Raw genomic sequence first — 24,910 nt, 5'->3', positions numbered from 1 at the left:
TTGCGTGCCGCGAGATAAGGATCGAGTCCGTAGCCCGGATGCAATCCGGGAAAGCGCGATCCGGGATTGCGCCAAGGCTCATTGGGCCAGGTTCGTTGTCAGCCCACCTGGCTGAGCGGGAACAGCAGATCGATAAAACGCTCGGCGGTCGGTTGCGGTTCGTGGTTGGCCAGGCCGGCGCGTTCGTTGGCTTCGATGAACACGTGTTCGGGTTGGTCGGCCGCCGGCACCAGCAGGTCGAGGCCGACCACCGGGATGTCCAGGGCGCGCGCGGCTTTCACTGCCGCCTCGGCCAGTGCCGGATGGAGGATGTCGGTGACGTCCTCCAGGCAGCCGCCGGTGTGCAGGTTGGCGGTCTTGCGCACGGCCAGGCGCTGGCCCTGGGGCAGGATGCTGGCGTAGTCGACGCCGGCGGCATGCAGGGTGCGCAGGGTTTCCGCGTCCTTGGGGATACGGCTTTCACCGCCGGTGGCAGCCTGGCGGCGGCGGCTCTGGGCGTCGATCAGGTCGCCGATGCAGTGGCGGCCGTCGCCGATCACCTCGGCCGGCCGGCGAATGGCGGCGGCGACCACCTCGAAGCCGATCAGCAGAATGCGCAAGTCATAGCCCTGATGAAAGCTCTCCAGCAGCACCCGGCTGTCGAATACCTGGGCGCGTTCGATGGCGCTCTGCACCTCGGCCGGGCTGCGCAGATCGACCGCCACGCCCTGGCCCTGTTCGCCGTCCACCGGTTTGACCACCAGGCTGCCGTGTTCGCGGAGGAAGGCGGCATTCTCTTCGGCGCTGCCGGCCAGGCGCTGGGCCGGCAGGCTGAGGCCGGCGCGGCTGAGGGCGCGATGGGTCAGGCGCTTGTCCTGGCACAGGGTCATGCTCACCGCGCTGGTCAGGTCGGTCAGTGACTCGCGGCAGCGGATGCGGCGGCCGCCGTGGCTCAAGGTGAACAGGCCGGCTTCGGCGTCGTCCACCTGCGCCTCGATACCGCGACGCAGGGCTTCGTCGACGATGATCCGCGCATAGGGATTGAGCTCGGCCTCGGGTCCGGGGCCGAGGAACAGTGGCTGATTGATGCTGTTCTTGCGTTTGATGCTGAAGGTTTGCAGTTCGCGAAAACCGAGCTTGGCGTAGAGCCCTTTGGCCTGACGGTTGTCGTGCAGCACCGAGAGGTCGAGGTAGCTCAGGCTGCGGCTCATGAAGTGCTCGATCAGGTGGCGCACCAGCACCTCGCCGACACCGGGGCGACTGCACTGCGGGTCGACCGCCAGGCACCAGAGACTGCTGCCGTTTTCCGGATCGCGATAGGCTTTCTGATGATTGAGGCCCATGACGCTGCCGATCACCGTGCCGCTGTCTTCATCTTCAGCCAGCCAGTAGGTGGGCCCGCCCTGATGGCGCGGGGTGAGCTTGGCCGGGTCGATCGGCAACATGCCGCGCATCTGGTACAAGCAGTTGATCGCCTGCCAGTCCGCAGCATTCTGCGCGCGGCGGATACGGTAGCCGCGAAAGCCGCGGTGTGCCGGGCGATAGTCGCTGAACCACAGACGCAAGGTGTCCGAGGGGTCGAGAAACAGCTGCTGCGGCGCCTGCGCCAGCACTTGCTGTGGCGCGGCGACGTACAGGGCAATATCGCGCTCGCCCGGCTGTTCGGTCAGCAGCTCTTGGGCCAGCTCGGTGGCGTCCGGGAAGGTATGGCCGATCAGCAGGCGGCCCCAGCCGCAGTGCACCGCCAAGGGCTGGCAGAGTTCCGCGTCGCGCTCTTCGGCGAAGCGTGCCTGCAGGCGTTCATAAGAGGGGGCTTGGCCGCGCAGCAGGCGTTGATTGAAGGCATTGGCGCGCATGGTGTGCTTCCTTGGCTTTCAGCTGCGCCCGGACAGTGCCCGGGCGCGTGAATGTAGTCGTGACATCTCCGGACTCGGTCCGGCCTGCGACCCTGGTCGAACAATGGCTTGGAGCCCCGATAGCCATGCTTGGTTCAGCTGGATTGCCGGGGCACCAGGCTTACAGGCCTTGCTCGCTCAACCACAGGTTGAGCGCCGCCATCTGCCACAGCTTGGAGCCGCGCAGCGGGGTCAGCTGGCCGTGTGGATCGGTCAGCAGGCGGTCGAGCATGGCCGGGTTGAACAGGCCGCGATCCTGGCTCGGGTCGATCAGCAGATCGCGTACCCAGCCCAGCGTCGCGCCTTCCAGGTGCTTGAGGCCGGGCACCGGGAAGTAGCCCTTGGGCCGGTCGATCACCTCGCTGGGGATGACCTGGCGGGCGGCCTCCTTGAGCACGTGCTTGCCGCCGTCGGGCAACTTGAAGCGGCCCGGGATGCGCGCCGAGAGTTCGGCCAGGCGGTAATCGAGGAACGGCGTGCGCGCCTCCAGGCCCCAGGCCATGGTCATGTTGTCGACCCGTTTGACCGGGTCGTCGACCAGCATCACCGTGCTGTCCAGGCGCAACGCCTTGTCCACCGCGGCGATGGCGCCGGGCTGGGCGAAGTGCTGACGGACGAACTCGCCGGCATGGTCGTCGGTCAGCCACTCGGGCTGCACGCAGGCGGCATACTCGTCGTGTTCGCGGTCGAAGAAGGCCGCACGATAAGCGCTAAAGGCATCTTCGGCACCGTCCACCAGCGGATACCAGTGGTAGCCGGCGAACAGCTCGTCGGCGCCCTGGCCGCTCTGCACCACCTTGCAGTGCTTGGCCACTTCGCGCGAGAGCAGGTAGAAGGCGATGCAGTCGTGGCTGACCATCGGCTCGCTCATGGCGCGGAAGGCCGCCGGCAGTTGCTCGATGATCTCGTGCTCGCCGATGCGCAGCTGATGGTGCTGGGTGTGGAAGCGCTCGGCGATCAGATCCGAGTACTGGAACTCGTCGCCGCGTTCGCCGCCGGCATCCTGGAAACCGATGGAGAAGGTCGAGAGGTTTTCCACTCCGGCCTCGCGCAGCAGGCCGACCAGCATGCTCGAATCGACGCCGCCGGACAGCAGCACGCCGACATCCACCGCCGCGCGCTGGCGGATCGACACCGCCTCGCGCATGCCGTCGAGCACCTGGTCGCGCCAGTCATCCAGCTCGAAGGCGATTTCCTCGCGCTTGGGGCCGTAGTCGAGCTGCCACCAGCTCTGCTGCTGGCAGTTGCCCTGGGCGTCGAAGCGCATCCAGCTGGCTGGCGGTAGTTTTTCCACCCCGGCCAGGATGGTGCGCGGCGCCGGCACCACGGCATGGAAGTTCAGGTAATGGTTAAGCGCGATCGGATCCAGCGCCTTGCCGATGTCGCCGCCTTTTAGCAGCGCCGGCAGACTGGAGGCGAAGCGCAGGCGCTGGCCGGTACGCGACAGGTACAGCGGCTTGACGCCGAGGCGGTCGCGGGCGATGAACAGTTGCTGGGTGTCGCGCTCCCACACGGCGAAGGCGAACATGCCGTTGAGCTTGGGCAGCAGGTCGGTGCCCCAGGCGTGGTAACCCTTGAGCAGCACTTCGGTGTCGCCGCCGGAGAAGAAGCGGTAGCCGAGGCTTTCCAGCTCGCCGCGCAGTTCCGGGTAGTTGTAGATGGCGCCGTTGAACACCATGGACAGGCCGAGGTCGCTGTCGATCATCGGCTGGCCGGAGGCTTCGGCGAGATCCATGATCTTCAGCCGGCGGTGGCCAAGGGCAACTGGCCCCTGACTGTGGAAGCCATGCGCGTCAGGGCCGCGCGGGGCTAAATGATGGGTGATCCGCTCGACTGCAGCCAGGTCGGCCGGTCGTTGATCGAAGCGTAGTTCTCCAGCTATTCCGCACATAGGGTTCCTTACCGGTGTTGCCGTTGGGGAGTGGTTCGGGCTCGCCGAACCTTTTACATGGGAACAAAAAAATGCTTTCATGTCAAAGCGTTTATTCGATCTGAAGGCATGTATGAGTGAGAATATAGTTTCTACTGAAATAGATTTGTCACCTGTGATGGCACTCGACCTGCCGATTTTCCAGGCGCTCAGGCGCCTGCAGCAGGCCGGTGAAGTGCACGCCAAGCGCCTGGCCCGTTTCGGCGGGCTGACCCCCATGCAGTTGATGATCCTGCAGGTGCTGGCCGGTGAGGCACGATTGACCGCCAGCGACCTGAGCGGACGGGTCAGCCTCACCGCGGCAACGCTGTCGGGCATGCTCGATCGCCTGGAGGAGCGCGGCCTGTTGCAGCGCCAGCGCGACGATCAGGATCGCCGCCGCCAATGGTTGCTGCTCAGCGAGGCCGGCCGCGAGTTGGTGCAACAGGCACCGACGCTGCTGCCGCCGGAGTTTCGCCAGCGCTTCGCCGCGCTCAAGGATTGGGAGCGGCACAACCTGACCGCCGCGCTGTTGCGCGCGGCGGAACTGTGCGGCGAGATGGAGTGAACGAGCTGCAGGATTGAGCGTCGGCGCGGCGGCCTGTTGTTGTTGATTGCTGCCGAAAGAAACACCTCTGTAGGCGTCAGCTTGCCATGCTTCGGCATTCCGGGGATTCGCTAGCCGGCGGCAAAAGATCGCCCGCAAGCGGACTCCTGCAACTCCGGCCACGCCCCAGGAGTCGGGAAACGATCATTGCGGCGACAGGCCGCTAGGTGTACTTGGTGAAAATGGCGCGAACCCGGGCCAGGGTTTCGCCGGGGTCATGCTCGGGGTCGAGCACGGCTTCTTCCAGCAGGCAGGCGAGCATCTCCTGATAGGCCTTGTCCAACGCCTTGCGGGCGGCGGCGAATTGCTGGGCGATGGCCTCGCAGTCCTCGCTGCGGCGGATCATGGCTTGAATGCCGCGGATCTGCCCTTCGACCCGGGCCAGGCGTTTGAGCATAGCGTCTTCATGGGCTGCGCGGGTTTGTTCGCTCATGGCGCTGCATCCGCCAGTGATCGACGCAGGGTGAAGGCGCCGCGCAGTTCGCCTGGGGCAAAGCCGGTGGCCTGATCGTTGGGGTAGCTTTGCTCGATCTGCGCCGCCACCTCGGCCTCGATCCCCTGGCCGTGACAGGCCAGGCACGGCTCGCCGGTGGCGATGGCTTGCATGTAACGGAATTCGCCGTCGACGACCGCCGACGCACTCATCTGCGCCAGCTCTTCGCCAGCGCTTTGCCGCCGTAAAAAGTCTTCCAGTATCTGGCGTTCCCAGGCGTCCGGCTGGTTATCCGGGTTGCGCAGGCGCAGGGCGGTGCGCCCGACTTTCCAGGGCTGCTGGCTGTGCTCCACGGCGATGGTTGGCGCGAGCAACTGGCAGGCTTGCACGGCCTGCACCGGGTCGCCGGCCGCGATTGCAGTTTTCACCGTCTGCAGCAGGTGTTGCTGGAAGGGTGGGATAAGGCTGGCGGCTTCGCGTGCGAGGCTGCCCGGGTCTGCCGCAGGAGCGGCCCAGGCCAGAGTCGGCAGGGCTGCGAGTACGAGAATGAGGCGCATGCGGGTGTCACTCCTGTTCTGTATACCCCGTAGGGTATGCATGCGGGGTGAATGCACGCAAGGGTCGAGCTTCGGCTTGCGACTATTGGCCGCGGATCAGCGTGCGCAGGGCGAACCGGTTGGGGTGGCAGGCCGCGGCGACATCCCGGGGCACGGGCAAGGGCTCCTCATTCAGCCAGGCGGCAATCAGTTCGCCGGACAAGGGGGCGGTGATCAGCCCGCGCGAACCGTGGCCGCTGTTGACGTACAAGCCGTCGAGCCAGGGGCAGGGGGTGTCCGGCACTTGGCGGGCATCCTTGGCCAGCACCGCGTAGGCCTCGAGAAAGGCCGGGCGATCGGCCAGGGGGCCGACGATGGGCAGGTAGTCCGGGCTGGTGCAGCGAAAGGCGGCGCGACCCTCGAGCTGCGCCGGGTCGAGCTGGGCGCTGTGCAGGCGTTCGGCCAGGTCTGGCGAGATTTCCTCGAGCAGGGCGAGGTTGCCCGCATGGTCGGCGCTGTTGAGTCCAAGATCGTCGCTTTTGAAGTCGAAACTGGCGCCCAGGCAGTGCTCGCCGAGGCGCGCCGGGGCGATATAGCCCGAGGCGCACACCACGCTGCGCAGCGCCGTGCTCTGGGGGGTGGCCGGCACCCGACTGATCTGCCCGCGAATACGTTTGAGCGGCAGTTCGGCGCTGTAGGGGAAGCGCTTGATCTCGGCGGCGCCGGCCAGCACCACCACGGCGGCGCTGGCCAGCAGCTCGGTGCCGTTCCAGGCCTGCCAGGCTTGGCCGTCGCGGCGTAACTGCAGCGCCTCCCGGTGCAGTTGCAGGCGAATATTCGGCTGCTCGGCCAGCAACCGGCACAGCGCCGGCGGGTGCACCCAGCCGGCTTGCGGGTAGAACAGGCCGCCGGCCGGGAGCTGGATGCCGGCTTGGGCTGCGGCGCTGGCCTGGTCGAGATTGACCAGCAGATCGCTGGGGAAGGCCGCCGCCAGTTGCGCCTGGCGCTGCGCTTCCTGGCTGTCGAGGGCCAGTTGCAGTACCCCGCAGTTGTCCCAGTCGTGGCCTTTGTGCAGGCGCTCGAGCAGGCGGCGGGTGTAGCCGAAGCCGCTGACGATCAAGCGCGACAGCGCGGTGCCGTGGGCCGACAGCTTGAGGTAGAGCACGCCTTGCGGGTTGCCCGAGGCTTCCTCGGCAATGTTGGCGTGGCGCTCCAGCAGGGTCACCTGCCAGCCGCGTGACGCCAGGCTGGCGGCGCTGGCGCAACCGGCCATTCCCGCGCCTATGACCAGAGCCCGGCGTTCGCGCTGGCGCTGTGGCGGACGGGCGAACCAGGGTTTGCCGGCGTCCGCGGCGCTGCCGACGAATTGGCCTTTGAGTACTTCCCACTTGTTGCCCAGGCCGGGTACGCGGCGCATTTTGAAGCCGGCATCATTCAGGCGCCGACGCACATAGCCGGTGCTGGTGAAGGTGCCGATGCTGGTGCCCGGCACACTCAGGCGGGCCAGTTCGACGAAGAGCTCGGGCGTCCACATCTGCGGATTTTTTGCCGGGGCGAAGCCGTCGAGAAACCAGGCGTCGATGCGCGCGTCGAGTTGCGGCAGCAGCTCCAGGGCATCGCCGATCAGCAGGCTGAGGATGATCCGTCCGCCGGCGAACATCAGGCGTTGAAAACCCGGATGCAGGGCGACGTACTGGCCCAGCAGTTGCTGGGCCAAGGGCGCCAGCTCGGGCCACAAGGCCAGGGCGCGCTGCAGGTCGCTGAGATTGAGCGGGTATTTCTCGACGCTGACGAAGTGCAGCCGCGCACCCGCGGGTGCCTGCGACTCGAACAGCTGCCAGGCGCAGAGAAAGTTCAGCCCGGTGCCGAAACCGGTTTCGCCTATCACCAGTTGTTCGCCGTCGCCCAGGGCGCTGAAACGCGCCGGCAAATCGTTATTGGCGAGGAAGACGTGGCGGCTTTCGGCCAGACCGTCCTGCTTCGAGAAATAGACATCGCCGAATAGCCGCGAGAGCGGTTGCCCCGTGGCGTCCCAGTCGAGCTGCGCGGCTTGGGTGGCGGGTAGGTCGAGCGGGGCGTCGGGCATGGCAAGGGCACCAGATTGAGCAGGCGCGCATTCTAGCGCACAGCTGCAGATGGCTCACCCCGTCGCTCGCGCGATCCGCTAGGCTCTGCTGATCAGATCAGGGAGCTAGCCATGTTTGAGTCCGCCGAGATTGGTCGCACCATCGATAAAGCCAGGTTCGATGCCGCCGTGCCGGAGTTGCGCGAGGCATTGCTCGAGGCGCAGTACGAGTTGCAGCAGCAGGCGCGTTTCCCGGTGCTTATCCTGCTCTGCGGTGTCGAGGGGGCCGGCAAGGGGGAGACAGTCAAGCTGCTCAACGAGTGGATGGATCCGCGTCTGATCCAGGTCAGCACCTTCGATCAACCAAGCGACGAGGAGCTGGCCCGGCCACCGGCCTGGCGCTATTGGCGGCAACTGCCGCCCAAGGGGCGCATGGGGGTGTTCTTCGGCAACTGGTACAGCCAGATGCTGCAGGGGCGGGTGCATGGGGATTTCAAGAATGCGGTGCTGGATCAGGCGCTCGATGCGGCCTCGGCCCTGGAACGCATGCTCTGTGACGAGGGCGCGTTGATTTTCAAGTTCTGGTTTCATCTGTCCAAGAGTCAGATGAAGGCGCGCCTCAAATCGTTGCAGGACGATCCCTTGCACAGCTGGCGTATCAGCCCGCTGGACTGGCAGCAGTCGAAGACCTACGACAAGTACGTGCGGGTCGGTGAGCGGGTACTGCGCCGTAGCAGCCGCGACTATGCGCCCTGGTATGTGGTCGAGGGCGTGGACGAGTATTACCGCAGCCTGACGGTTGGGCGGATTCTCCTCGAAGGCTTGCAGGCCGCGCTCAACGCCAAGAACCGACCGCTACCCCAGCCCCATGCGGCGCCGCTGACGTCCAGCCTGGATAACCTCGGCTTGCTCGACAGCCTGGATATGAGCCAGGCACTGGACAAGGACGACTACAACGAACAGCTGATCACCGAGCAGGCGCGACTGTCGGGTTTGCTGCGCGACAAGCGCATGCGCAAACATGCCCTGGTGGCGGTGTTCGAGGGTAACGATGCCGCCGGCAAGGGCGGCGCGATTCGGCGGGTGACGGCGGCGCTCGACCCGCGCCTGTATCGCATCGTGCAGGTGGCCGCGCCGACCGACGAGGAACGCGCGCAGCCGTATCTGTGGCGCTTCTGGCGGCAGATTCCGGCGCGCGGCAAATTCACCATGTTCGACCGCTCCTGGTACGGCCGGGTGCTGGTGGAGCGGGTCGAGGGTTTTTGCAGCCCCGCCGACTGGCTGCGGGCCTATGGCGAGATCAACGACTTCGAGGAGCAACTGACTGATGCCGGCGTGGTGTTGGTCAAGTTCTGGCTGGCGATCGATCAGGACACCCAGTTGCAGCGCTTCAATGAGCGCGAGCAGACGCCCTTCAAGCGCTTCAAAATCACCGAGGACGACTGGCGTAATCGTGAAAAGTGGCCGCAATACCGCGATGCCGTGGGCGATATGGTCGACCGAACCAGCACCGAACTCGCGCCCTGGACCCTGGTCGAGGCCAATGACAAACGCTTTGCCCGGGTCAAGGTGCTGCGCACCATCAATGCGGCGTTGGAGGCGGCATTCGAGCGGGACTGAGGGTGTCCGCCCGGGCCAGGTTAAAGATGGCCGCGCCGACGCCAGCCTGCAAAGCCTGAGCGCACTCCGCCGAGGCGCCGCCGAGCATAAGCTATCCTGCGTAAGGCCGGTTGAAGTCCTGCGGCCCAAGTGATGCCAGGCGCCAGTGGCGGCGAGCGCCGTCAGCTACTGCCGGCCGAGGATGTCGGCGCCGAATTCACCCCGAACTGCGCGAGCAGCAAGCACGCATTCGCGCGCGCATCGACCTTCGCAAGCGAGGAGAGTTGTGATGAAGATCCATGCCTACCTGATGTTCGACGGCCAGTGCGAGGCCGCCTTCAGCTTTTACGCCAAGTGCCTGGGCGGCACCCTGGAGATGATGCGCTACGCCGAGAGCCCCGACGCCGGCGAGATTCCGACGCAGTTCCAGCAGCGCATCATGCACGCCTGCCTGACGGTCGGCGACCAGTTGCTGATGGCCTCCGACCGCCCACCGCAGTCCCCGCACGAGGGCATCAAGGGCTGCTCGATCTCGCTGCAGGTGGACAACCTGCCAGAGGCCGAGCGCCTGTATGCTGCCCTGGCCGAGGGCGGTTCGGTGCAGATGGAGCTGCAGCAGACCTTCTGGGCCACGCGTTTCGCCATGCTCAGCGATCGTTTCGGCGTGTCCTGGATGATCAACTGCGTGGTGAGCCAGATGGACTGAGCCCCGGCGAGTTCCTGAGGCGGAGCGTCGCCGCACGTCGCCCGGATGCAATCCGGGAGCGGTGGTGGAGGCGCATCCGGGCTACAAAAGAACCGGGTAGGGCAACCAGCGGGCTGGAGTCGGTGGGATCGGGGGGCGCATGGTGCGCCCCGACGATTCAGCCGCATCGGGCCGTCGGAAGGGGCGCCATGCACACTCGGAGGTAACCCTTAGCTGGCCAAGCCCAGGGTGGCGTGCTTTTCGGCCTCAGGCTGCTCTGCCACGCCGGCGAGGAATTCCTCGCCCCAGCGCCGGATGTCGTTGTAGCTGACGATGTCGAACAGTTCGCGCAGGCGGGCCTGGGCTTCGGCCTTGGGCAGGTTGAGCGCCAGGTAGCAGGTCTGCGCCAGGTCGGCCGGGTCGTGCGGGTTGGTCAGCAGGGCGCCCTTGAGTTCGGCGGCGGCGCCGGCGAATTCCGAGAGTGCCAGCACGCCATGGCCTTCGAGCAGGCCCTGGGTGGCGACGAACTCCTTGGCCACCAGGTTGAGGCCGTCGCGCAGTGGGGTGATCCACATTACGTCGGCCATGGCGTACCAGGCCACTACTTGATCGAAGGGGAAGCTACGGAAGAAGAACTGCACCGGGATCCAGCCGATGTGGGCGAAGCGTCCGTTGATGCGGCCGACGGCTTGCTCGATCTGCGCTTGCAGTTCGTCATAAATGGTCATTTCGCTGGCGGCCGGTACGCAGATGCTGACCAGGGTGACTTTGCCCAGCAGCTCCGGGTTGTCCTCCAGCAAGCGTTCGTAGGCATTGAGCTTTTCCAGGATGCCCTTGGTGTAGTCGAGGCGTTCCACCGAGAGAACCAGTTTCAGGCCGCTGAGTTCTTTGCGCAGGTTGGCCATCTGCTCCTGAATCTTCGGTTGGGCCAGGGCGCCGCTGATCCGCCCCATGTCCAGGCCGACCGGGTGGGCGCCGAGCTTGACGATGCGGCTGCCGGTGTCGACGGCGGTGGTCATGCGCTCCAGGCCCACGGCGCAGCCATAGGTGATGAAGCGCGGGGCGCAATTCTGCCGGCTGACGGTTTGCAACGGCGTCACGCCGCGTGCCACGTCGACGAAGTTCTCCACCTGGCGCGGGATGTGAAAGCCGATGTAGTCGCATTGCAGCAGGCTGCCGATGATCTGCCGGCGCCACGGCAGTACGTTGAACACGTCCGCCGAGGGGAAATAGGTGTGGTGGAAGAAGGCGATGCGCAGATCCGGGCGCAACTCGCGCAGGTAGCCGGGCACCATCCACAGGTTGTAGTCATGCAGCCAGACGATGGCGCCTTCGGCGGCTTCCAGCGCAGTGCGTTCGGCGAAGGCGCGGTTGACCTTGAGGAACACCTGCCAGTCGTCTTCGTTGAAGGTGGCGCGTTCCCAGAAGGTGTGCAGGGTCGGCCAGAAGGCTTCCTTGGAGAAGCGCTTGTAGAAGATGTCGACTTCTTGCTTGCTCAGCTTGACCCGCGCGGCGGTGAGCTTGGGGTAGCGCTCGGCATCCACCGTGGTGTGGCTGTCGAAGGGGTCGTCGCCGTCCTCATGCACTGCCCAGGCGACCCAGGAACCGGGGCGGCCGTCGCCGAAGAAGCTCAGCAGGGTAGGGATGATGCCGTTCGGCGAGGTCGGCCGGCGGCGCTGCAGCTTGCCGTCGGCGCCACGGTATTCCTCATAGGGCAGGCGGTGGTAGACCATCACCAGTTCGGCCTTGCCGGGCTGGGCCGCCTGGCGCTTTTCCGCGGCGATGCCGTGTTCGCCGAGGAAGCCGAAGTGGGCGAACGCCTCGAGAATGCCGCCGCAGCCGGGGCGCTGCGCGTGCAGGGTGCGCGAGTGGTTGCTGGTGGCCTCCAGCAGCGCCGACTCGGACTGGCCGACGCAGACGCCATGGAATTGCGCGCTGAGCATGGACAGGTCGTTGAGGGTATCGCCGGCGGCGAGCACCTGATCCTCTTCCAGCTCCAGCCAGTCGGCCAGGGCCTTGAGGCTGCTGCCCTTGTTCACTCCTTGCGGCAAAAAGTCCAGGTAGCGCTCGGCCGAATAGAGCAGGTCGCAACCCAGTGCCCGGGCCGCTTCCAGCAAGGCCGGGTTGGCCGCCTCCTCAGGGCTGCAGAAGTAGGAACAACGGCGTATCTGCGGCACGTCCTGGCGCTCCAGAGCGAAGCCTTCGATGGCGCTGGCGACCTGGCTCTCGCCGGGCCAGAGTGCATCGACCATGCTTTGCAGCGGCTGGATGGGCTGCAGGGTGTCGCCGTGGGTAAAGCTGGCACCGACATCGGAGATGATGAAGTCCGGCTGTGGCAGGGTCGGGTCGGCCAGCAGTGGCAGTACCGACTCCAGGCTGCGGCCGGTGACGTAGGCTAGTTGGATTTCCGGGTGGGCGGCGATGGTCTGGTAGAGGCTCAGGCGATCCTCGGGATCGCCGGCGAGAAAGGTTCCATCGAGATCGGTGGCAAGCAGCATGCGCTGTCTCCTTGTGCAGTTGACGCGCCGACCTGGGCCGACGTGCTAATGGGTGGGCGTTGCCGCTGGAAGGCGGCGGCCGCAGTTGTTGCAGCAGCGCGGTGTTGCGCGGCTAGCGTGATTCGGGGGCGAGCGCCGCGGCGCGGTCGTCGGCCGCGGCCGGCGGTGCGTCGGGCATCAGCTCCAGCACCGTGTGGCTGGTGCGCAGCATGGGCATGAAGTGGGCGTGCTCGCCGCTGACCAGGTCGCTGACGTGGCGCAGGCGGTACCAGGTATAGGCGGCCAGCAGGCCCAGCACCGCGGCGAAATACAGCGGCAGTGCCTGGGCGCCGAAGTGCTGCATCAGCATCCCGGCCAGCAGCGGCCCGCCTACCGAGCCGATGCCGTTGACCAGCAACAGGCTGCCGGAGCCGGCGAGGATCTCGTCGCGGTGCAACTGGTCGATCAGTTGCGCCACGGCGATCGGGTAGATGGCGAAGGACAGGCCGCCGAACAGGAATATCGACCCGAGCAACGCTCGGCCGGCCGGCAGCAGGCTCATCAGCACGGCGACCAGCATCGCCAGCAGCACCACCCAGAGCAGCACCAGGCGCCGGTCGTGGCGGTCGGAATAATGCCCGATCGGCCATTGCAGCAGGGCGCCGCCGAGAATCGCGCTGCTCATCAGCAGGCCGACGCCGCCGGCATCGAAGCCGCTCAGGCTGGCATACACCGGGGCCATGCCCCAGAACGCGCCGAGCGCCAGGCCGGACAGGCCGGCGGCGGCGATGGCCAGCGGCGCGATGCCGACCAGTTGGCGCAGGTTGCTGTGCAGGGTGTCCGGAATGCTCGGCTGCAACTGGCGGGTGAGGGTGATCGGCATCAGCGCGGCGCTGATCAGCATGGCCGCCAGGACGAACAGGATGAAGTCGCTGGGCGAGGCCAGACCCAGCAGTTGCTGGGCGGCGGCCAGGGCGCCGAGGTTGACCGCCATGTACAGGGCGAACACCTGGCCACGCCTGTCGTTGGCCACCTGGGCGTTGAGCCAGCTCTCGATCACCATGTACAGGCTGACCAGCGCCAGGCCGTAGAGCACGCGCAAGCCCAGCCACACCCAGGGGTCGACCAGCAGGACGTGGAGCAGGGCGCAGATGGCGGCCAGGGCGGCACAAAAGGCGAAGGCACGGATATGGCCAACCCGACGCACTAGCGGAATCGCTAGCCAGGTGCCGAGGAGAAAACCGACGAAGTACCCGGACATGATCAGGCCGAGCATCCCGGTGGAGTAGCCTTCGGCGACGCCACGCAGGGTCAGTAGGGTGTTGAGCAGGCCATTGCCGAGCAGGAGTAACGCGACCCCGCTCAGCAACGAGCCGATGGGGGCAATCAGGGACCACATGGCGAACTACCCTAGGGAAGTATGACCTCGATAGCAAGCAGGAAACGCGCCAGGTCTACTGGCTGTTAGTTAGTAACTTATTGTTTTTATTGAAAAAAACGCCATGACAAATGGGGCTGTATTTATTTTTGGCAGCACGTGTGCACCATGTTGGCGCGTGATTGCTTCAGCGCTTGTCGATTTTGAGCGGGCCGAGCGCTGGCGGTGAAAGCTTGGCGGCCTGGTTGAAGCGTTCGATCATGTCGTTCAGCTCCTCGCGGTCGCGTCTATTGGCGATGTGCCGGTCGGCGGCTTCCACGACGCTGTGCGCGTGGGTGATCAGGTCGGCCTGGTGATGGGCGCGTGGGTGCTGAAACAGCAGGTTCTTGAAGGCCTGCAGCAGACGGATCAGCACACTCGGATCACGGCTGCCGTAGGTGCGTATAGGGCCGAAGATCAGTTGCAGCAGTTGATCCAGCGACAGTTCGAAGTAAAACAGGCGGGGTGCTTCGTCCGCCAGCGGCGCGATGTCCAGGTCTGGCAGTTGCAGGCGTTTGCTGAACAGCATGCTGAGCATGTCGATGGCGGTGATGGCGGTGCCCGGATCGTTGATCCCCGGGCTCAAGGCCTTCACGGCAATTTCGGAGATTTGCTTGCAGGCGAACACATAATGGCCGCTGGCGTATTGCTCGACGAAGAAGTCGAAGCAATCGAGCAACTGCTGGCGCAGTGCCTCGTCGACTTCGCGGTCGAGCTTGAACAACGGGTGCCCGGGCATGACGAAAAAGCCGCGATGAACCAGCACCGTCATGTGCAGGTCATTGTCGGCCAGCAGGGCGTTGAGCCTGTAGATATTCAGCTCCTTGAAGTAGCCGCTACGATGTGCGTTGACCACCAGCCAATTCCGGTCTGCCGGCCAGGAGGGCGGCTCTTTGAGCGCCTGGTGTTTGCTTATGCCAGTGGTGAGCTTCTCCAGAGCGGTGGTGTAGAGATTATTGAGGATGTATTCGACCTGGATCGACTGCGAGATCGAGCGGATGAACTCGACGAACAGGCCCAGGCAGGCAATGCCCAGACCCAGGGTGATCAGTACGCCGAGGCTGGGCACCTGATCCTGACCGTTCTGCTCGATGGTGGTGATCAGCAGCAACGCATAGAGGATGGTGCCGAGGTAGAAGCCCAGGGTCTTCTGGTGCCCCTTGCTGCTGATCAGCCCGGGCAGCACGCGTGGTGACAGAGTCGCGGAGGCGTTGTTGAGAACCACCATGACCATCGAGAAACTGAACACCATCAGCGACAGGATGCCGCCGACCAGGGTGCCGAGAATCAGTCGGGCGTTATCGCCATTGCGCACCAGGCCGATGTCAAACCGCTGTTTGAGCGCCATCAGCCAGGGCTGGTACTCGATGGCTATGTTCAATAGGCACAGCAGCACGAAGCCCAGAGCGATCAGTGTCGGGTAGAAGGCCAGGCTATGAACGGTGCGCTGGTAGGCGCGGAAGAGCAGGTTGGCGGGCTGCATCACGAGATATTCCGCTTCGGCGAGGGCGTAGCCCGAACTATAGTCAAGTGCCGTGGTACGCGCCTTTAGCGGTCGGGCAGGAGCGCAAGGCCCAGCTCAGGATGAACCTGGCCTGGGCCTTGAGCGTGGCGCATGGGCTTGTGGGAGCGGCCTCGGCCACGGAACTGTCATGGCGACCAGCACCGCTCCCGAAGCATCTTGGCCATCGCATTGTTCCGCGATCAGTCTGCGCACACCCGGGCGATGGCGCCGGCCAGTTGATCCAGGCGTTCGGCGTCCAGGCCGGCGACATTGGCCCGGCCGGAGCCGACCAGGTACACGCTGTACTCCTCGCGCAGGCGCTGCACCTGGCTGGGCGACAGGCCGGTGTAGGAGAACATCCCGCGTTGCACGCCGATATGGGCGAAGCGCTCGGCCAGGCCGTAGGGGCGCAGGGCCTCGACCAGGCCCAGGCGCAGGCTGGCGACGCGCCGACGCATGCCGTCCAGTTCAGTGCGCCACTGGGTTCTGAGCTGCGCGTCGGCAAGGATGGTTGCGACCACGGCGGCGCCGTGGGCCGGTGGTGTCGACCACAGGTTGCGGGCGATCGAGGCCAGCTGGCTGCGCACGTCCTGCAGTTTTTCTGCATCCGCGGTGCAGACCAGCAAGGCACCGGTGCGTTCGCGGTACAGGCCGAAGTTCTTCGAGCAGGAGCTGGTGACCAGCAGTTCCGGCAGCGCCTCGGCGAACAGGCGCACGGCCCAGGCGTCCTGCTCCAGGCCGTCGCCGAAGCCCTGGTAGGCGAAGTCGATCAGGGGCAGCAGTTCGCGCGCCTTGACCACCTCCAGCACCCGGCGCCAGTCGTCCTGGCTGAGGTCGAAACCGGTCGGGTTGTGACAGCAGGCATGCAGCAGCACCACGTCGCCCTGGGGCAAGTGGCTGAGCACGGCGATCATCGCCTCGACGTCGAGCCGGTTGGCGGCGCCGACATAGGGGTAGTGGCCGACCCGCAGCCCGGCTTCGGCAAAGATGCTTTCATGGATCGGCCAGGTCGGGTCGCTCAACCAGATGCCGCGACCCGGCAGGCAGTGGCCGATGAAGTCGGCCGCCAGGCGCAGGGCGCCGGTGCCGCCGGGTGTCTGGGTGGTACCGGCGCGGCTCTCCAGTAATGGGTTGTCCGCCCCGAGCACCAGCTGACTCAGCAGCGTGCCGAACAGCGCATCGCCGTGGCCGCCGATATAACTCTTGCTGGTTTCGCTGTCGAGCAAGCGTTGCTCGGCCAGCTTGACTGCCCGCGGGATCGGCGTCAGGCCCAGGGCGTCCTTGTATACGCCCACGCCCAGATCGAGTTTGGTCGGGTTGCGGTCGGCGCGATACGCCTCCAACAGGCCGAGAATCGGGTCGCCGGGAACCCGTGCAACCTGGGCGAAATGGCTCACTTGCGGCCCTCGGCGGTTTTCGCCAGCTCGTCGGTGCGCGCGGCCATGATGAAATCGTTGCGGTGCAGGCCTTTAATCTCGTGGCTCCACCAGGTCACGCGAACCTTGCCCCATTCGGTGAGCAGGGCCGGATGGTGGCCGACTTCCTCGGCGATGGCACCGACCGCGTTGGTGAAGGCCAGGGCGTGCCGGAAGTTCTTGAACAGGAATATCCGCTCCAGCTCCATGTGCTCGTCACGCACTTCGATGCTCCAGTCGGGGATCTGGCGGATCAGCTCGGCCAATTCTTCCTCCGACACGTGGGGGGCGTCGGCGCGGCAGGCTTCGCATTGGGCTTGGGCAAGGCTCATTGGGGGCTCCAAAGTTCGCTGGTGATCTAAATGCAGGTTATCGTTCGAGCCAGCCGGCATCAGTGATTTACGCCGCTTTCGGCGAGAATTTCGGCGCGTGCAGGCCCATCTGCATGGCCTGCTGAGCCATGGCCATGATGTCCTGGTGAGCCAGCTCGAACAGATGCTTGAGTTCCGGCAAGACAAAATACAGCGGTTGCAGGATATCGATGCGGTAGGGCGTGCGCATGGCCTCGATCGGGTCGAATGGCTGATGTTCGGGCTCGCTGGACAGGCTGTAGACGGTCTCTTTGGGCGAGGAGAGGATGCCGCCGCCGTAGATCCTGCGCCCCTGGCTGGTGTCGACCAGGCCGAATTCGATGGTCAGCCAGTACAGGCGGGCCAGGTAGACGCGCTGCTCTTTGCTGGCCTTGAGACCCAGCTTGCCGTAAGTGTGGGTGAATTCGGCGAACCAGGGGTTGGTGAGTAACGGGCAGTGGCCGAAAATCTCGTGAAAGATGTCCGGTTCTTGCAAGTAGTCCAGTTCCTCGGGGCTACGGATAAAAGTGGCCACCGGGAATTGCTGACTGGCCAGCAATTCGAAAAAGGTCTGGAAGGGGATCAGCGCAGGTACGCGGGCGACCCGCCAGCCGGTAGCGGCTTGCAACACCCGATTCACTTCGTCGAGTTGCGGGATGCGCTCATGGGGCAGGCCGAGTTGCTCGATGCCGTCCAGGTACTCCTGGCAAGCGCGGCCTTCGATCACCTTGAGCTGGCGGCTGATCAAGGTGTTCCACACCTGGTGCTCGGCTTCGCCGTAGTGGATAAAGCCGTTTTCATCCGGTTGCCGAGCCACATACTGCGTGTGCTTCATCACTGCCTCCTGCTGGGGCCGTTGTTGTTATGTTGGACAATGAATACCCCAGGTTGTGAGGTTGCGCAGCGCTTAAGGTGACTGTTTAGGCGGGGCAAGCGTGGGGATTGCGTAAAGGAAAAATTACGCCGGCAGGGGAGTGGCCGACTATCGTCTTGCTGCTGCGCTAACCTGTCACATATTCTTGACGAAAATTAAGACCTGGCCGCCGATTTTCGGCGGTTCGGCTACCGGGAAATGGGTTCAGGGCCTGCCATGCGTATCAAAATTCACTGTCAAAACCGGATCGGCATTCTGCGCGACATCCTCAACCTGTTGGTTGAGTACGGCATCAACGTCGCCCGCGGCGAGGTCGGCGGCGAGCAGGGCAACGCCATCTATATGCTCTGCCCGAACCTGATCAACCTGCAATTGCAGGCACTGCGGCCGAAACTGGAGGCGATCCCCGGAGTGTTTGGAGTCAAGCGCGTCGGTTTGATGCCCAGCGAGCGCCGCCACCTGGAGCTCAACGCCTTGCTCGGCGCTCTGGATTTCCCGGTGCTGTCGATCGACATGGCCGGCTCCATAGTCGCCGCCAACCGCGCCGCCGCCCAGTTGCTCGGCGTGCGGGTCGACGAAGTGCCGGGGATTGCGCTGTCGCGCTACGCCGAAGACTTCGATTTACCGGAGTTGGTGCGCGCCAACAAATCGCGGATCAATGGCTTGCGGGTCAAGGTCAAGGGCGATGTGTACCTCGCCGACATCGCCCCGCTGCAAACCGAACACGACGAGAGCGATGCCCTGGCCGGTGCGGTGCTCACCCTGCACCGGGCGGATCGGGTTGGCGAGCGCATCTACCATGTGCGCAAGCAGGAACTGCGCGGCTTCGACAGCATCTTCCAGAGCTCGAAAATCATGGCGGCGGTAGTGCGCGAGGCGCGACGCATGGCGCCCCTGGACGCACCGCTGCTGATCGAGGGCGAGACCGGCACTGGCAAGGAGCTGTTGGCGCGGGCTTGCCACCTGGCCAGCCCGCGCGGGCAGTCGCCCTTTATGGCGTTGAATTGCGCCGGCTTGCCGGAGTCGATGGCCGAGACCGAGCTGTTCGGCTACGGCCCCGGCGCCTTCGAGGGCGCGCGCCCGGAGGGCAAGCTCGGCCTGCTCGAACTCACCACCGGCGGTACCCTGTTTCTCGATGGCGTTGGCGAGATGAGCCCGCGTTTGCAGGCCAAGTTGTTGCGCTTCCTGCAGGACGGCTGTTTCCGCCGGGTCGGCAGCGACGAGGAGGTCTATCTGGATGTGCGGGTGATTTGCGCGACCCAGGTCGATCTGTCCGAGTTGTGCGCCAAGGGTGAGTTCCGCCAGGATCTCTACCACCGACTCAATGTGCTCAGTCTGCACATTCCGCCATTGCGTGAGTGTCTGGACGGGCTGGTGCCGTTGGTCGAGCACTTCCTCGACCAGGCCAGCCGACAGATCGGCTGCCCGCTGCCCCGGCTGGCTCCGCAGGCGCTGGACAAGCTCGCCCATTACCATTGGCCAGGGAATGTGCGCCAGCTGGAAAACGTGCTGTTTCAGGCGGTGTCGCTGTGCGAGGGCGGCATGGTCAAGGTCGAACATATCCGCCTGCCGGACTACGGTGCACCACAACCCTTGGGCGAGTTCTCGCTAGAGGGCGGCCTGGACGAGATTCTCGGCCGCTTCGAGAAGGCCGTGCTGGCGCGGCTGTATCACGACCACCCGAGCAGTCGGCAGCTGGGCAAGCGCCTGGGAGTGTCGCACACCACCATCGCCAATAAGCTGCGTCAGCATGGGTTGGGCAAGGAGTTGGAATAGTCGGGTAGGTGCATTGTTGTTGCACATAATAAGACGTGAAATTCGCTTCGACTTTCCTTGCCGCAGGGAGTGCCGGGCGAGGCCCGGCTGGCCTGCGTGGCGATCAGCGGCGTGGGTGTGGAGAGCGACGACGAGCGGGGCGGCGGGGCCGCTGAATCCTGTTAGACCTTGGTGCAATTGTTGGTGGGCGAGGTGGTGGGGGAGACTGGCCGCGTTCGAATCCTGCGTAATTTGAATACCAGCGGTTCTCCATTCCGTTCGCGGAATGTTCGGGTAGGCGGCCTCCGGGTCGCCTTTTTTCTGCGTTGAGCGGATTGACGGCTTGCCGGCGGCCGCTCGGCATCGATGTTTGCCGTCGCGAACGCCTGGAGACGGCCTCGCGACGGCGTTCGATATTTCCACAAATTTTGATCGTGCAACTGCTTTACTGCAGGCGTGGTTGCAGCGCCTGGCGAGTCATCGGCGCTGCAAGACCTTGGTTGTAGAGCGGTAATACCATGGTCGAATGGCCCAAGCAGGGGCACCTGGCTACAAAATGCCCCATAGAAAAACAACTACCCACCGAGGTCTATCCAATGAGTGTTGCGTCTCTCTATCCCGTGCGCCCAGAGGTGGCGGCTCAGTCGTTTACCGATGAAGCTACCTACAAAGCCATGTATCAGCAGTCGGTGATCAACCCTGACGGCTTCTGGCGTGAGCAGGCCCAACGTATCGACTGGATCAAGCCGTTCACCAAGGTCAAGCAGACCTCGTTCGACGATCACCATGTCGACATCAAGTGGTTCGCCGACGGCACCCTCAACGTCTCCTACAACTGCCTGGATCGCCACCTGGAAGCGCGCGGCGACGAGGTGGCGATCATCTGGGAAGGCGACGATCCGTCCGAGCATAAGCGCATCACCTACCGCGAGTTGCACGAGCAGGTGTGCAAGCTGGCCAACGCCCTGCGCGGCCAGGACATCCACCGCGGCGACGTGGTGACCATCTACATGCCGATGATCCCGGAAGCGGTGGTGGCGATGCTCGCCTGTGCGCGCATCGGTGCCATCCACTCGGTGGTGTTCGGCGGCTTCTCTCCCGAGGCCCTGGCCGGGCGGATCATCGACTGCCAGTCCAAGGTGGTGATCACCGCCGACGAAGGTCTGCGCGGCGGCAAGAGCATCCCGCTGAAGGAAAATGTCGACGATGCCTTGACCAATCCGGAAACCGCCAGCGTGCAGAAGATCATCGTCTGCAAGCGCACCGGCGGCAAAATCAAATGGCACTCGCATCGCGACATCTGGTACGAAGACCTGATGGCGGTCGCCGGCAGCGTCTGCGCGCCGAAAGAAATGGGCGCCGAGGAAGCGCTGTTCATCCTCTATACCTCCGGCTCCACCGGCAAGCCCAAGGGCGTGCTGCATACCAGCGCCGGCTATCTGCTGTATGCCGCGCTGACCCATGAGCGAGTGTTCGATTACCGGCCGGGCGAGGTCTTCTGGTGCACCGCCGATATCGGCTGGGTCACCGGGCACAGTTACAACGTCTACGGCCCGCTGGCCAATGGCGCGACCATCGTGCTGTTCGAAGGCATTCCCAACTACCCGGATATCACTCGCGTCGCCAAGATCGTCGACAAGCACAAGGTCAATATTCTTTACACCGCCCCGACCGCCATCCGCGCCATGATGGCCCAGGGCAAAGCGGCAGTGGAGGGTTTCGACGGTTCCAGTCTGCGCCTGCTCGGTTCGGTCGGCGAGCCGATCAACCCGGAAGCCTGGCAGTGGTACTACGAGACCGTCGGCCAGAGCCGTTGCCCGATCGTCGACACTTGGTGGCAGACCGAGACCGGCGCCACCCTGATGAGTCCGTTGCCCGGTGCTCATGGCCTCAAGCCCGGCTCGGCGGCGCGGCCGTTCTTCGGCGTGCAGCCGGCATTGGTGGACAACATGGGTAACCTGATCGAGGGGGCCGCCGAAGGCAACCTGGTGATCATCGACTCCTGGCCGGGCCAGGCACGTACCCTGTACGGCGACCACGACCGCTTCGTCGACACCTACTTCAAGACCTTCAAGGGCATGTACTTCACCGGCGACGGCGCCCGTCGCGACGAGGACGGTTACTACTGGATCACCGGGCGGGTCGACGACGTGCTCAACGTCTCCGGCCACCGCATGGGTACCGCCGAAGTCGAGAGCGCCATGGTCGCCCACCCGAAAGTCGCCGAGGCCGCCGTGGTTGGTGTGCCGCACCCGATCAAGGGGCAGGGCATCTATGTATATGTCACCTTGAACAGCGACGAGGAGCCTTCCGAGCAGTTGTGTCAGGAGCTGAAGAGCTGGGTGCGCAAGGAAATCGGCCCAATCGCCTCGCCGGAGGTTATCCAGTGGGCTCCCGGTTTGCCGAAGACCCGTTCGGGCAAGATCATGCGCCGCATCCTGCGCAAGATCGCGACCGGCGAATACGATGCGCTCGGCGATATCTCCACGCTAGCCGATCCTGGCGTGGTGCAACACCTCATTGATACCCATCGCGAAATGCAGGTCGCCTGACCGGCATCTGACCAATAAAAAGCCCCGTCCGGCCACAAGTCGGACGGGGCTTTTTGTTTTTTCATGGTTGGTTGGCCGCGTGGAAAGCCATTAACCGGCCGTTAAAGCCGATTGCTATCGGCCTGTGTCGCTGTCACCGCTCAGGTAACGGCGCGCATTTTTCTGGGGTGGAAGGAAACAGCTGGCATCGATTCGGTGTGTTTTTCTGCTGCCCGATAAAATAGGAATGCCCTTGCAAAGCTTATGGGTAGAGGGGTCTTGCAAGGGTGGCCTGCATATTGCATTTTTTAAAGGTTACCCTTCTCTTCTGTCTCTGCATGTTTGTGGGAGGCTGTCAATGTGTCTGCGCTACCCGCTCGGGGCTTTTGTAAATACTTGTCGCATTGAGGAAATATCGACTTTCGGCCTGTCGCTAGAATGCCGCTCACCCAGCCGAAGTTGCCGTTGCCTGCACGTTATGCGGCAAGGATGGCGACGTTCTCTACAATTCATCCATGGCTGGACGCACATACCTGAACACTGCCAACCGAAGCCATTCCCATTCGAAGGAGTCACAAGATGAAGAAGATTGCACTTCTCGGCGCACTGGCGCTATCCGTACTGTCGCCGCTGGCCATGGCAGAAGAAGCCAAGCCGCTGCGCATCGGCATCGAAGCCGCCTATCCGCCCTTCGCCTACAAGACTCCTGAAGGCAACATCACCGGTTTCGACTACGACATCGGCAATGCCTTGTGCGAAGAGATGCAGGTCAAGTGCCAGTGGATCGAGCAGGAGTTCGATGGCCTGATTCCGGCCCTGAAAGTACGCAAGTTCGACGCCGTGCTGTCGTCGATGTCCATCACCGAGGATCGTAAGAAGTCAGTGGATTTCACCGGTAAATACTATTCGACTCCCGCCAAACTGGCGATGAAGGCCGGCACTGCGATCAACGATCCGTTGCTCGACCTCAAAGGCAAGAAAGTCGGCGTGCAGCGTTCCTCGATCTACGACCGTTATGCCAGCGATGTCTTCGCCCCGGCGGGTGTTGAAGTGGTGCGTTACAGCTCGCAGAACGAAATCTTCCTGGATTTGCAGACCGGTCGCCTGGATGCCACCCTCGCCGATTCGGTGAACATCGACGACGGCTTCCTCAAGACCGACGCCGGCAAGGGCTTCACCTTTGCCGGACCTGATTTCACCGATGTGAAGTACTTCGGCGAAGGGCAGGGGATTGCCGTGCGCAAGGGCGATGCCGCCCTGGTCGACAAGTTCAATACGGCCATTGCAGCAATTCGTGCCAATGGCAAGTACCAGCAAGTGCAGGGTAAGTATTTCGACTTTGACGTCTACGGCGACTGATCTCTGCAATCAAGTCGCTTATCACCGAGAGTGGCGCAATCAGGCGGATAACGCGCTGGTGCCACTTTTCCGTTGTGCTCCTTGGCGCCGCCTGGCGCCTGCATGAGGTACTAGAGCATGCTTAACGGCTACGGCTCGACCATTCTCGACGGTGCCTGGCTCACCCTGATCCTGGCGCTGACATCGATGGCGGTGGCGATTGTCCTGGGCCTTATGGGCGCGGCGTTTCGCCTGTCGCCGATCAAGTGGTTGGCGACTCTGGGCGAAACCTACGCCACCGTGATTCGCGGTATTCCCGACCTGGTGCTGATCCTGCTGATCTTCTACGGCGGCCAGGACTTGGTGAACCGGGTGGCACCGCTGCTGGGTTACAACGAATACATCGACATCAATCCGTTTATCGCCGGCGTCTTCACCATGGGTTTCATCTTTGGTGCCTACCTGTCGGAGACCTTTCGCGGAGCCTTCATGGCGATTCCGAAAGGCCAGAGCGAAGCGGGTGCTGCCTACGGTATGAGTGGCATCAAGGTGTTCTTCCGCATCCTGGTACCGCAGATGATCCGCTTCGCCATCCCTGGGTTCACCAACAACTGGTTGGTGCTGACCAAGGCCACCGCGCTGATTTCGGTAGTCGGCCTGCAGGACATGATGTTCAAGGCCAAGAGCGCGGCCGACGCCACGCGCGAGCCGTTCACCTTCTACCTGGCGGTCGCGGCGCTCTACCTGGTGCTGACCAGTGTGTCGTTGCTGGCCTTGCGTTACCTGGACAAACGCTACTCGGTCGGCACCAAAGCCGCCGATCTGTGAGAGGAGCGAACGCATGATCTTCGACTACAACGTGATCTGGACAAGCCTGCCGCTGTACTTCGGTGGCGTGCTGATGACCCTGAAGCTGCTCCTGATTTCCCTGGCGTTTGGCCTGGCGCTGGCAATTCCGCTGGGGCTGATGCGGGTATCCAAGTCGGCGTTGCTGAACTTTCCGGCCTGGCTCTATACCTACGTGATTCGCGGCACGCCGATGCTGGTGCAGTTGTTTCTGATCTACTACGGTCTGGCCCAATTCGAGGCGGTGCGCGAGAGCTTCCTCTGGCCGTATTTTTCCAGCGCGACCTTCTGTGCCTGCCTGGCATTTGGCATCAACACCAGTGCCTACAGCGCGGAGATTCTCGCCGGCAGCCTGAAGTCGACTCCGCATGGCGAGATCGAGGCGGCCAAGGCCATGGGCATGTCGCGGGCCAAGCTGTACCGGCGCATCCTTCTGCCTTCGGCACTGCGTCGGGCACTGCCGCAGTACAGCAACGAAGTGATCATGATGCTGCACACCACCAGCCTGGCCTCGATCGTCACCCTGATCGATATCACCGGCGCGGCACGCACCGTCAGTTCGCAGCATTACCTGCCGTTCGAGGCCTTCATCACCGCCGGCCTGTTCTACCTGTGCCTGACCTTCATCCTGGTGCGCCTGTTCAAGTACGCCGAACGCCGCTGGCTGGCCTATCTGGCGCCACGCAAGGCCTGAG

The 24,910-nt window shown here is 64.1% G+C and carries 19 protein-coding genes; 8 read left to right on the top strand and 11 right to left on the bottom strand.

Annotated elements, in window-relative coordinates; all coding sequences use genetic code 11:
- Positions 1 to 98: 98 nt before the first annotated feature.
- The gene (gene ngg / locus P8H27_RS12800; protein ID WP_289637957.1) at positions 99 to 1,835 is read right to left on the bottom strand and encodes an N-acetylglutaminylglutamine synthetase; all 1,737 of its coding nucleotides are present in this window, start codon (positions 1,833 to 1,835) and stop codon (positions 99 to 101) included.
- Positions 1,836 to 1,995: 160 nt separating this feature from the next.
- On the bottom strand, positions 1,996 to 3,765 hold the full coding sequence (locus tag P8H27_RS12795) for an N-acetylglutaminylglutamine amidotransferase (protein WP_289637956.1): 1,770 nt from the start codon (positions 3,763 to 3,765) through the stop codon (positions 1,996 to 1,998).
- Positions 3,766 to 3,877: 112 nt separating this feature from the next.
- Between P8H27_RS12795 and P8H27_RS12790 the strand changes: the two genes are divergently transcribed.
- Entirely contained in the window at positions 3,878 to 4,351 is a 474-nt protein-coding gene (locus tag P8H27_RS12790; protein WP_289637955.1) for a MarR family winged helix-turn-helix transcriptional regulator, read from the top strand.
- Between the two features lie 202 nt (positions 4,352 to 4,553).
- On the opposite strand, the gene P8H27_RS12785 is transcribed toward P8H27_RS12790, so the two are convergent.
- From P8H27_RS12785 to mnmC, 3 genes are all read right to left on the bottom strand, one after another.
- Positions 4,554 to 4,823: a metal-sensing transcriptional repressor gene (locus P8H27_RS12785; RefSeq protein ID WP_289637954.1), complete on the bottom strand. Its 270-nt coding sequence runs from the start codon at positions 4,821 to 4,823 to the stop codon at positions 4,554 to 4,556.
- Positions 4,820 to 5,380: a DUF3365 domain-containing protein gene (locus tag P8H27_RS12780; RefSeq protein ID WP_289637953.1), complete on the bottom strand. Its 561-nt coding sequence runs from the start codon at positions 5,378 to 5,380 to the stop codon at positions 4,820 to 4,822. Before P8H27_RS12780 ends, P8H27_RS12785 begins: the two co-directional genes overlap by 4 nt.
- Before the next feature lie 82 nt (positions 5,381 to 5,462).
- The gene (gene mnmC, locus P8H27_RS12775; protein WP_289637952.1) at positions 5,463 to 7,445 is read right to left on the bottom strand and encodes a bifunctional tRNA (5-methylaminomethyl-2-thiouridine)(34)-methyltransferase MnmD/FAD-dependent 5-carboxymethylaminomethyl-2-thiouridine(34) oxidoreductase MnmC; all 1,983 of its coding nucleotides are present in this window, start codon (positions 7,443 to 7,445) and stop codon (positions 5,463 to 5,465) included.
- Positions 7,446 to 7,556: 111 nt separating this feature from the next.
- On the opposite strand from mnmC, the gene pap reads away from it, so the two are divergent.
- Both pap and P8H27_RS12765 read left to right on the top strand, forming a co-directional pair.
- On the top strand, positions 7,557 to 9,044 hold the full coding sequence (pap, locus tag P8H27_RS12770) for a polyphosphate:AMP phosphotransferase (RefSeq protein ID WP_289637951.1): 1,488 nt from the start codon (positions 7,557 to 7,559) through the stop codon (positions 9,042 to 9,044).
- A 268-nt stretch (positions 9,045 to 9,312) separates the two neighbouring features.
- Positions 9,313 to 9,729, top strand: a complete 417-nt coding sequence (locus P8H27_RS12765; protein ID WP_289637950.1) for a VOC family protein — start codon at positions 9,313 to 9,315, stop codon at positions 9,727 to 9,729.
- Positions 9,730 to 9,938: 209 nt separating this feature from the next.
- On the opposite strand, the gene ggpS is transcribed toward P8H27_RS12765, so the two are convergent.
- The 6 genes from ggpS to phhA all read right to left on the bottom strand — a co-directional run bounded on the left by ggpS (position 9,939) and on the right by phhA (position 17,706).
- On the bottom strand, positions 9,939 to 12,206 hold the full coding sequence (gene ggpS / locus P8H27_RS12760; RefSeq protein WP_289637949.1) for a glucosylglycerol-phosphate synthase: 2,268 nt from the start codon (positions 12,204 to 12,206) through the stop codon (positions 9,939 to 9,941).
- A gap of 112 nt (positions 12,207 to 12,318) precedes the next feature.
- A complete protein-coding gene (locus tag P8H27_RS12755; RefSeq protein ID WP_289637948.1) occupies positions 12,319 to 13,584 on the bottom strand; it encodes an MFS transporter in 1,266 nt (421 codons plus the stop codon).
- 166 nt (positions 13,585 to 13,750) lie between these two features.
- Positions 13,751 to 15,088 carry a DUF2254 domain-containing protein gene (locus tag P8H27_RS12750; protein ID WP_374761349.1) on the bottom strand — a complete coding sequence of 446 codons (1,338 nt, stop codon included), beginning with the start codon at positions 15,086 to 15,088 and terminating at the stop codon, positions 13,751 to 13,753.
- A 218-nt stretch (positions 15,089 to 15,306) separates the two neighbouring features.
- Complete coding sequence (locus P8H27_RS12745; protein WP_289637946.1) at positions 15,307 to 16,503, bottom strand: amino acid aminotransferase; 1,197 nt, start codon at positions 16,501 to 16,503, stop codon at positions 15,307 to 15,309.
- Complete coding sequence (locus P8H27_RS12740; RefSeq protein WP_289637945.1) at positions 16,500 to 16,853, bottom strand: 4a-hydroxytetrahydrobiopterin dehydratase; 354 nt, start codon at positions 16,851 to 16,853, stop codon at positions 16,500 to 16,502. The genes P8H27_RS12745 and P8H27_RS12740 overlap by 4 nt, the downstream gene beginning before the upstream one ends.
- Positions 16,854 to 16,920: 67 nt before the next feature.
- Positions 16,921 to 17,706 carry a phenylalanine 4-monooxygenase gene (gene phhA, locus P8H27_RS12735; RefSeq protein ID WP_289637944.1) on the bottom strand — a complete coding sequence of 262 codons (786 nt, stop codon included), beginning with the start codon at positions 17,704 to 17,706 and terminating at the stop codon, positions 16,921 to 16,923.
- 255 nt (positions 17,707 to 17,961) lie between these two features.
- On the opposite strand from phhA, the gene P8H27_RS12730 reads away from it, so the two are divergent.
- The 5 genes from P8H27_RS12730 to P8H27_RS12710 all read left to right on the top strand — a co-directional run bounded on the left by P8H27_RS12730 (position 17,962) and on the right by P8H27_RS12710 (position 24,909).
- A complete protein-coding gene (locus P8H27_RS12730) occupies positions 17,962 to 19,521 on the top strand; it encodes a sigma-54-dependent transcriptional regulator (RefSeq protein WP_289637943.1) in 1,560 nt (519 codons plus the stop codon).
- A 575-nt stretch (positions 19,522 to 20,096) separates the two neighbouring features.
- The gene (acs, locus tag P8H27_RS12725; protein WP_289637942.1) at positions 20,097 to 22,052 is read left to right on the top strand and encodes an acetate--CoA ligase; all 1,956 of its coding nucleotides are present in this window, start codon (positions 20,097 to 20,099) and stop codon (positions 22,050 to 22,052) included.
- A gap of 558 nt (positions 22,053 to 22,610) precedes the next feature.
- Positions 22,611 to 23,390 carry an ABC transporter substrate-binding protein gene (locus tag P8H27_RS12720; protein ID WP_289637941.1) on the top strand — a complete coding sequence of 260 codons (780 nt, stop codon included), beginning with the start codon at positions 22,611 to 22,613 and terminating at the stop codon, positions 23,388 to 23,390.
- A gap of 117 nt (positions 23,391 to 23,507) precedes the next feature.
- Positions 23,508 to 24,197, top strand: coding sequence for an ABC transporter permease (locus P8H27_RS12715; protein ID WP_289637940.1), 690 nt, complete (start codon positions 23,508 to 23,510; stop codon positions 24,195 to 24,197).
- Between the two features lie 13 nt (positions 24,198 to 24,210).
- Positions 24,211 to 24,909 carry an ABC transporter permease gene (locus P8H27_RS12710; protein ID WP_289637939.1) on the top strand — a complete coding sequence of 233 codons (699 nt, stop codon included), beginning with the start codon at positions 24,211 to 24,213 and terminating at the stop codon, positions 24,907 to 24,909.
- Position 24,910 lies beyond the last annotated feature (1 nt).

The organism is Pseudomonas sp. sp1636 (genome assembly GCF_030376615.1).
Lineage (GTDB): Bacteria > Pseudomonadota > Gammaproteobacteria > Pseudomonadales > Pseudomonadaceae > Aquipseudomonas.
The sequence above is the reverse complement of the archived record's forward strand: the minus strand, read 5'-3'. Positions and strand labels throughout refer to the sequence as shown.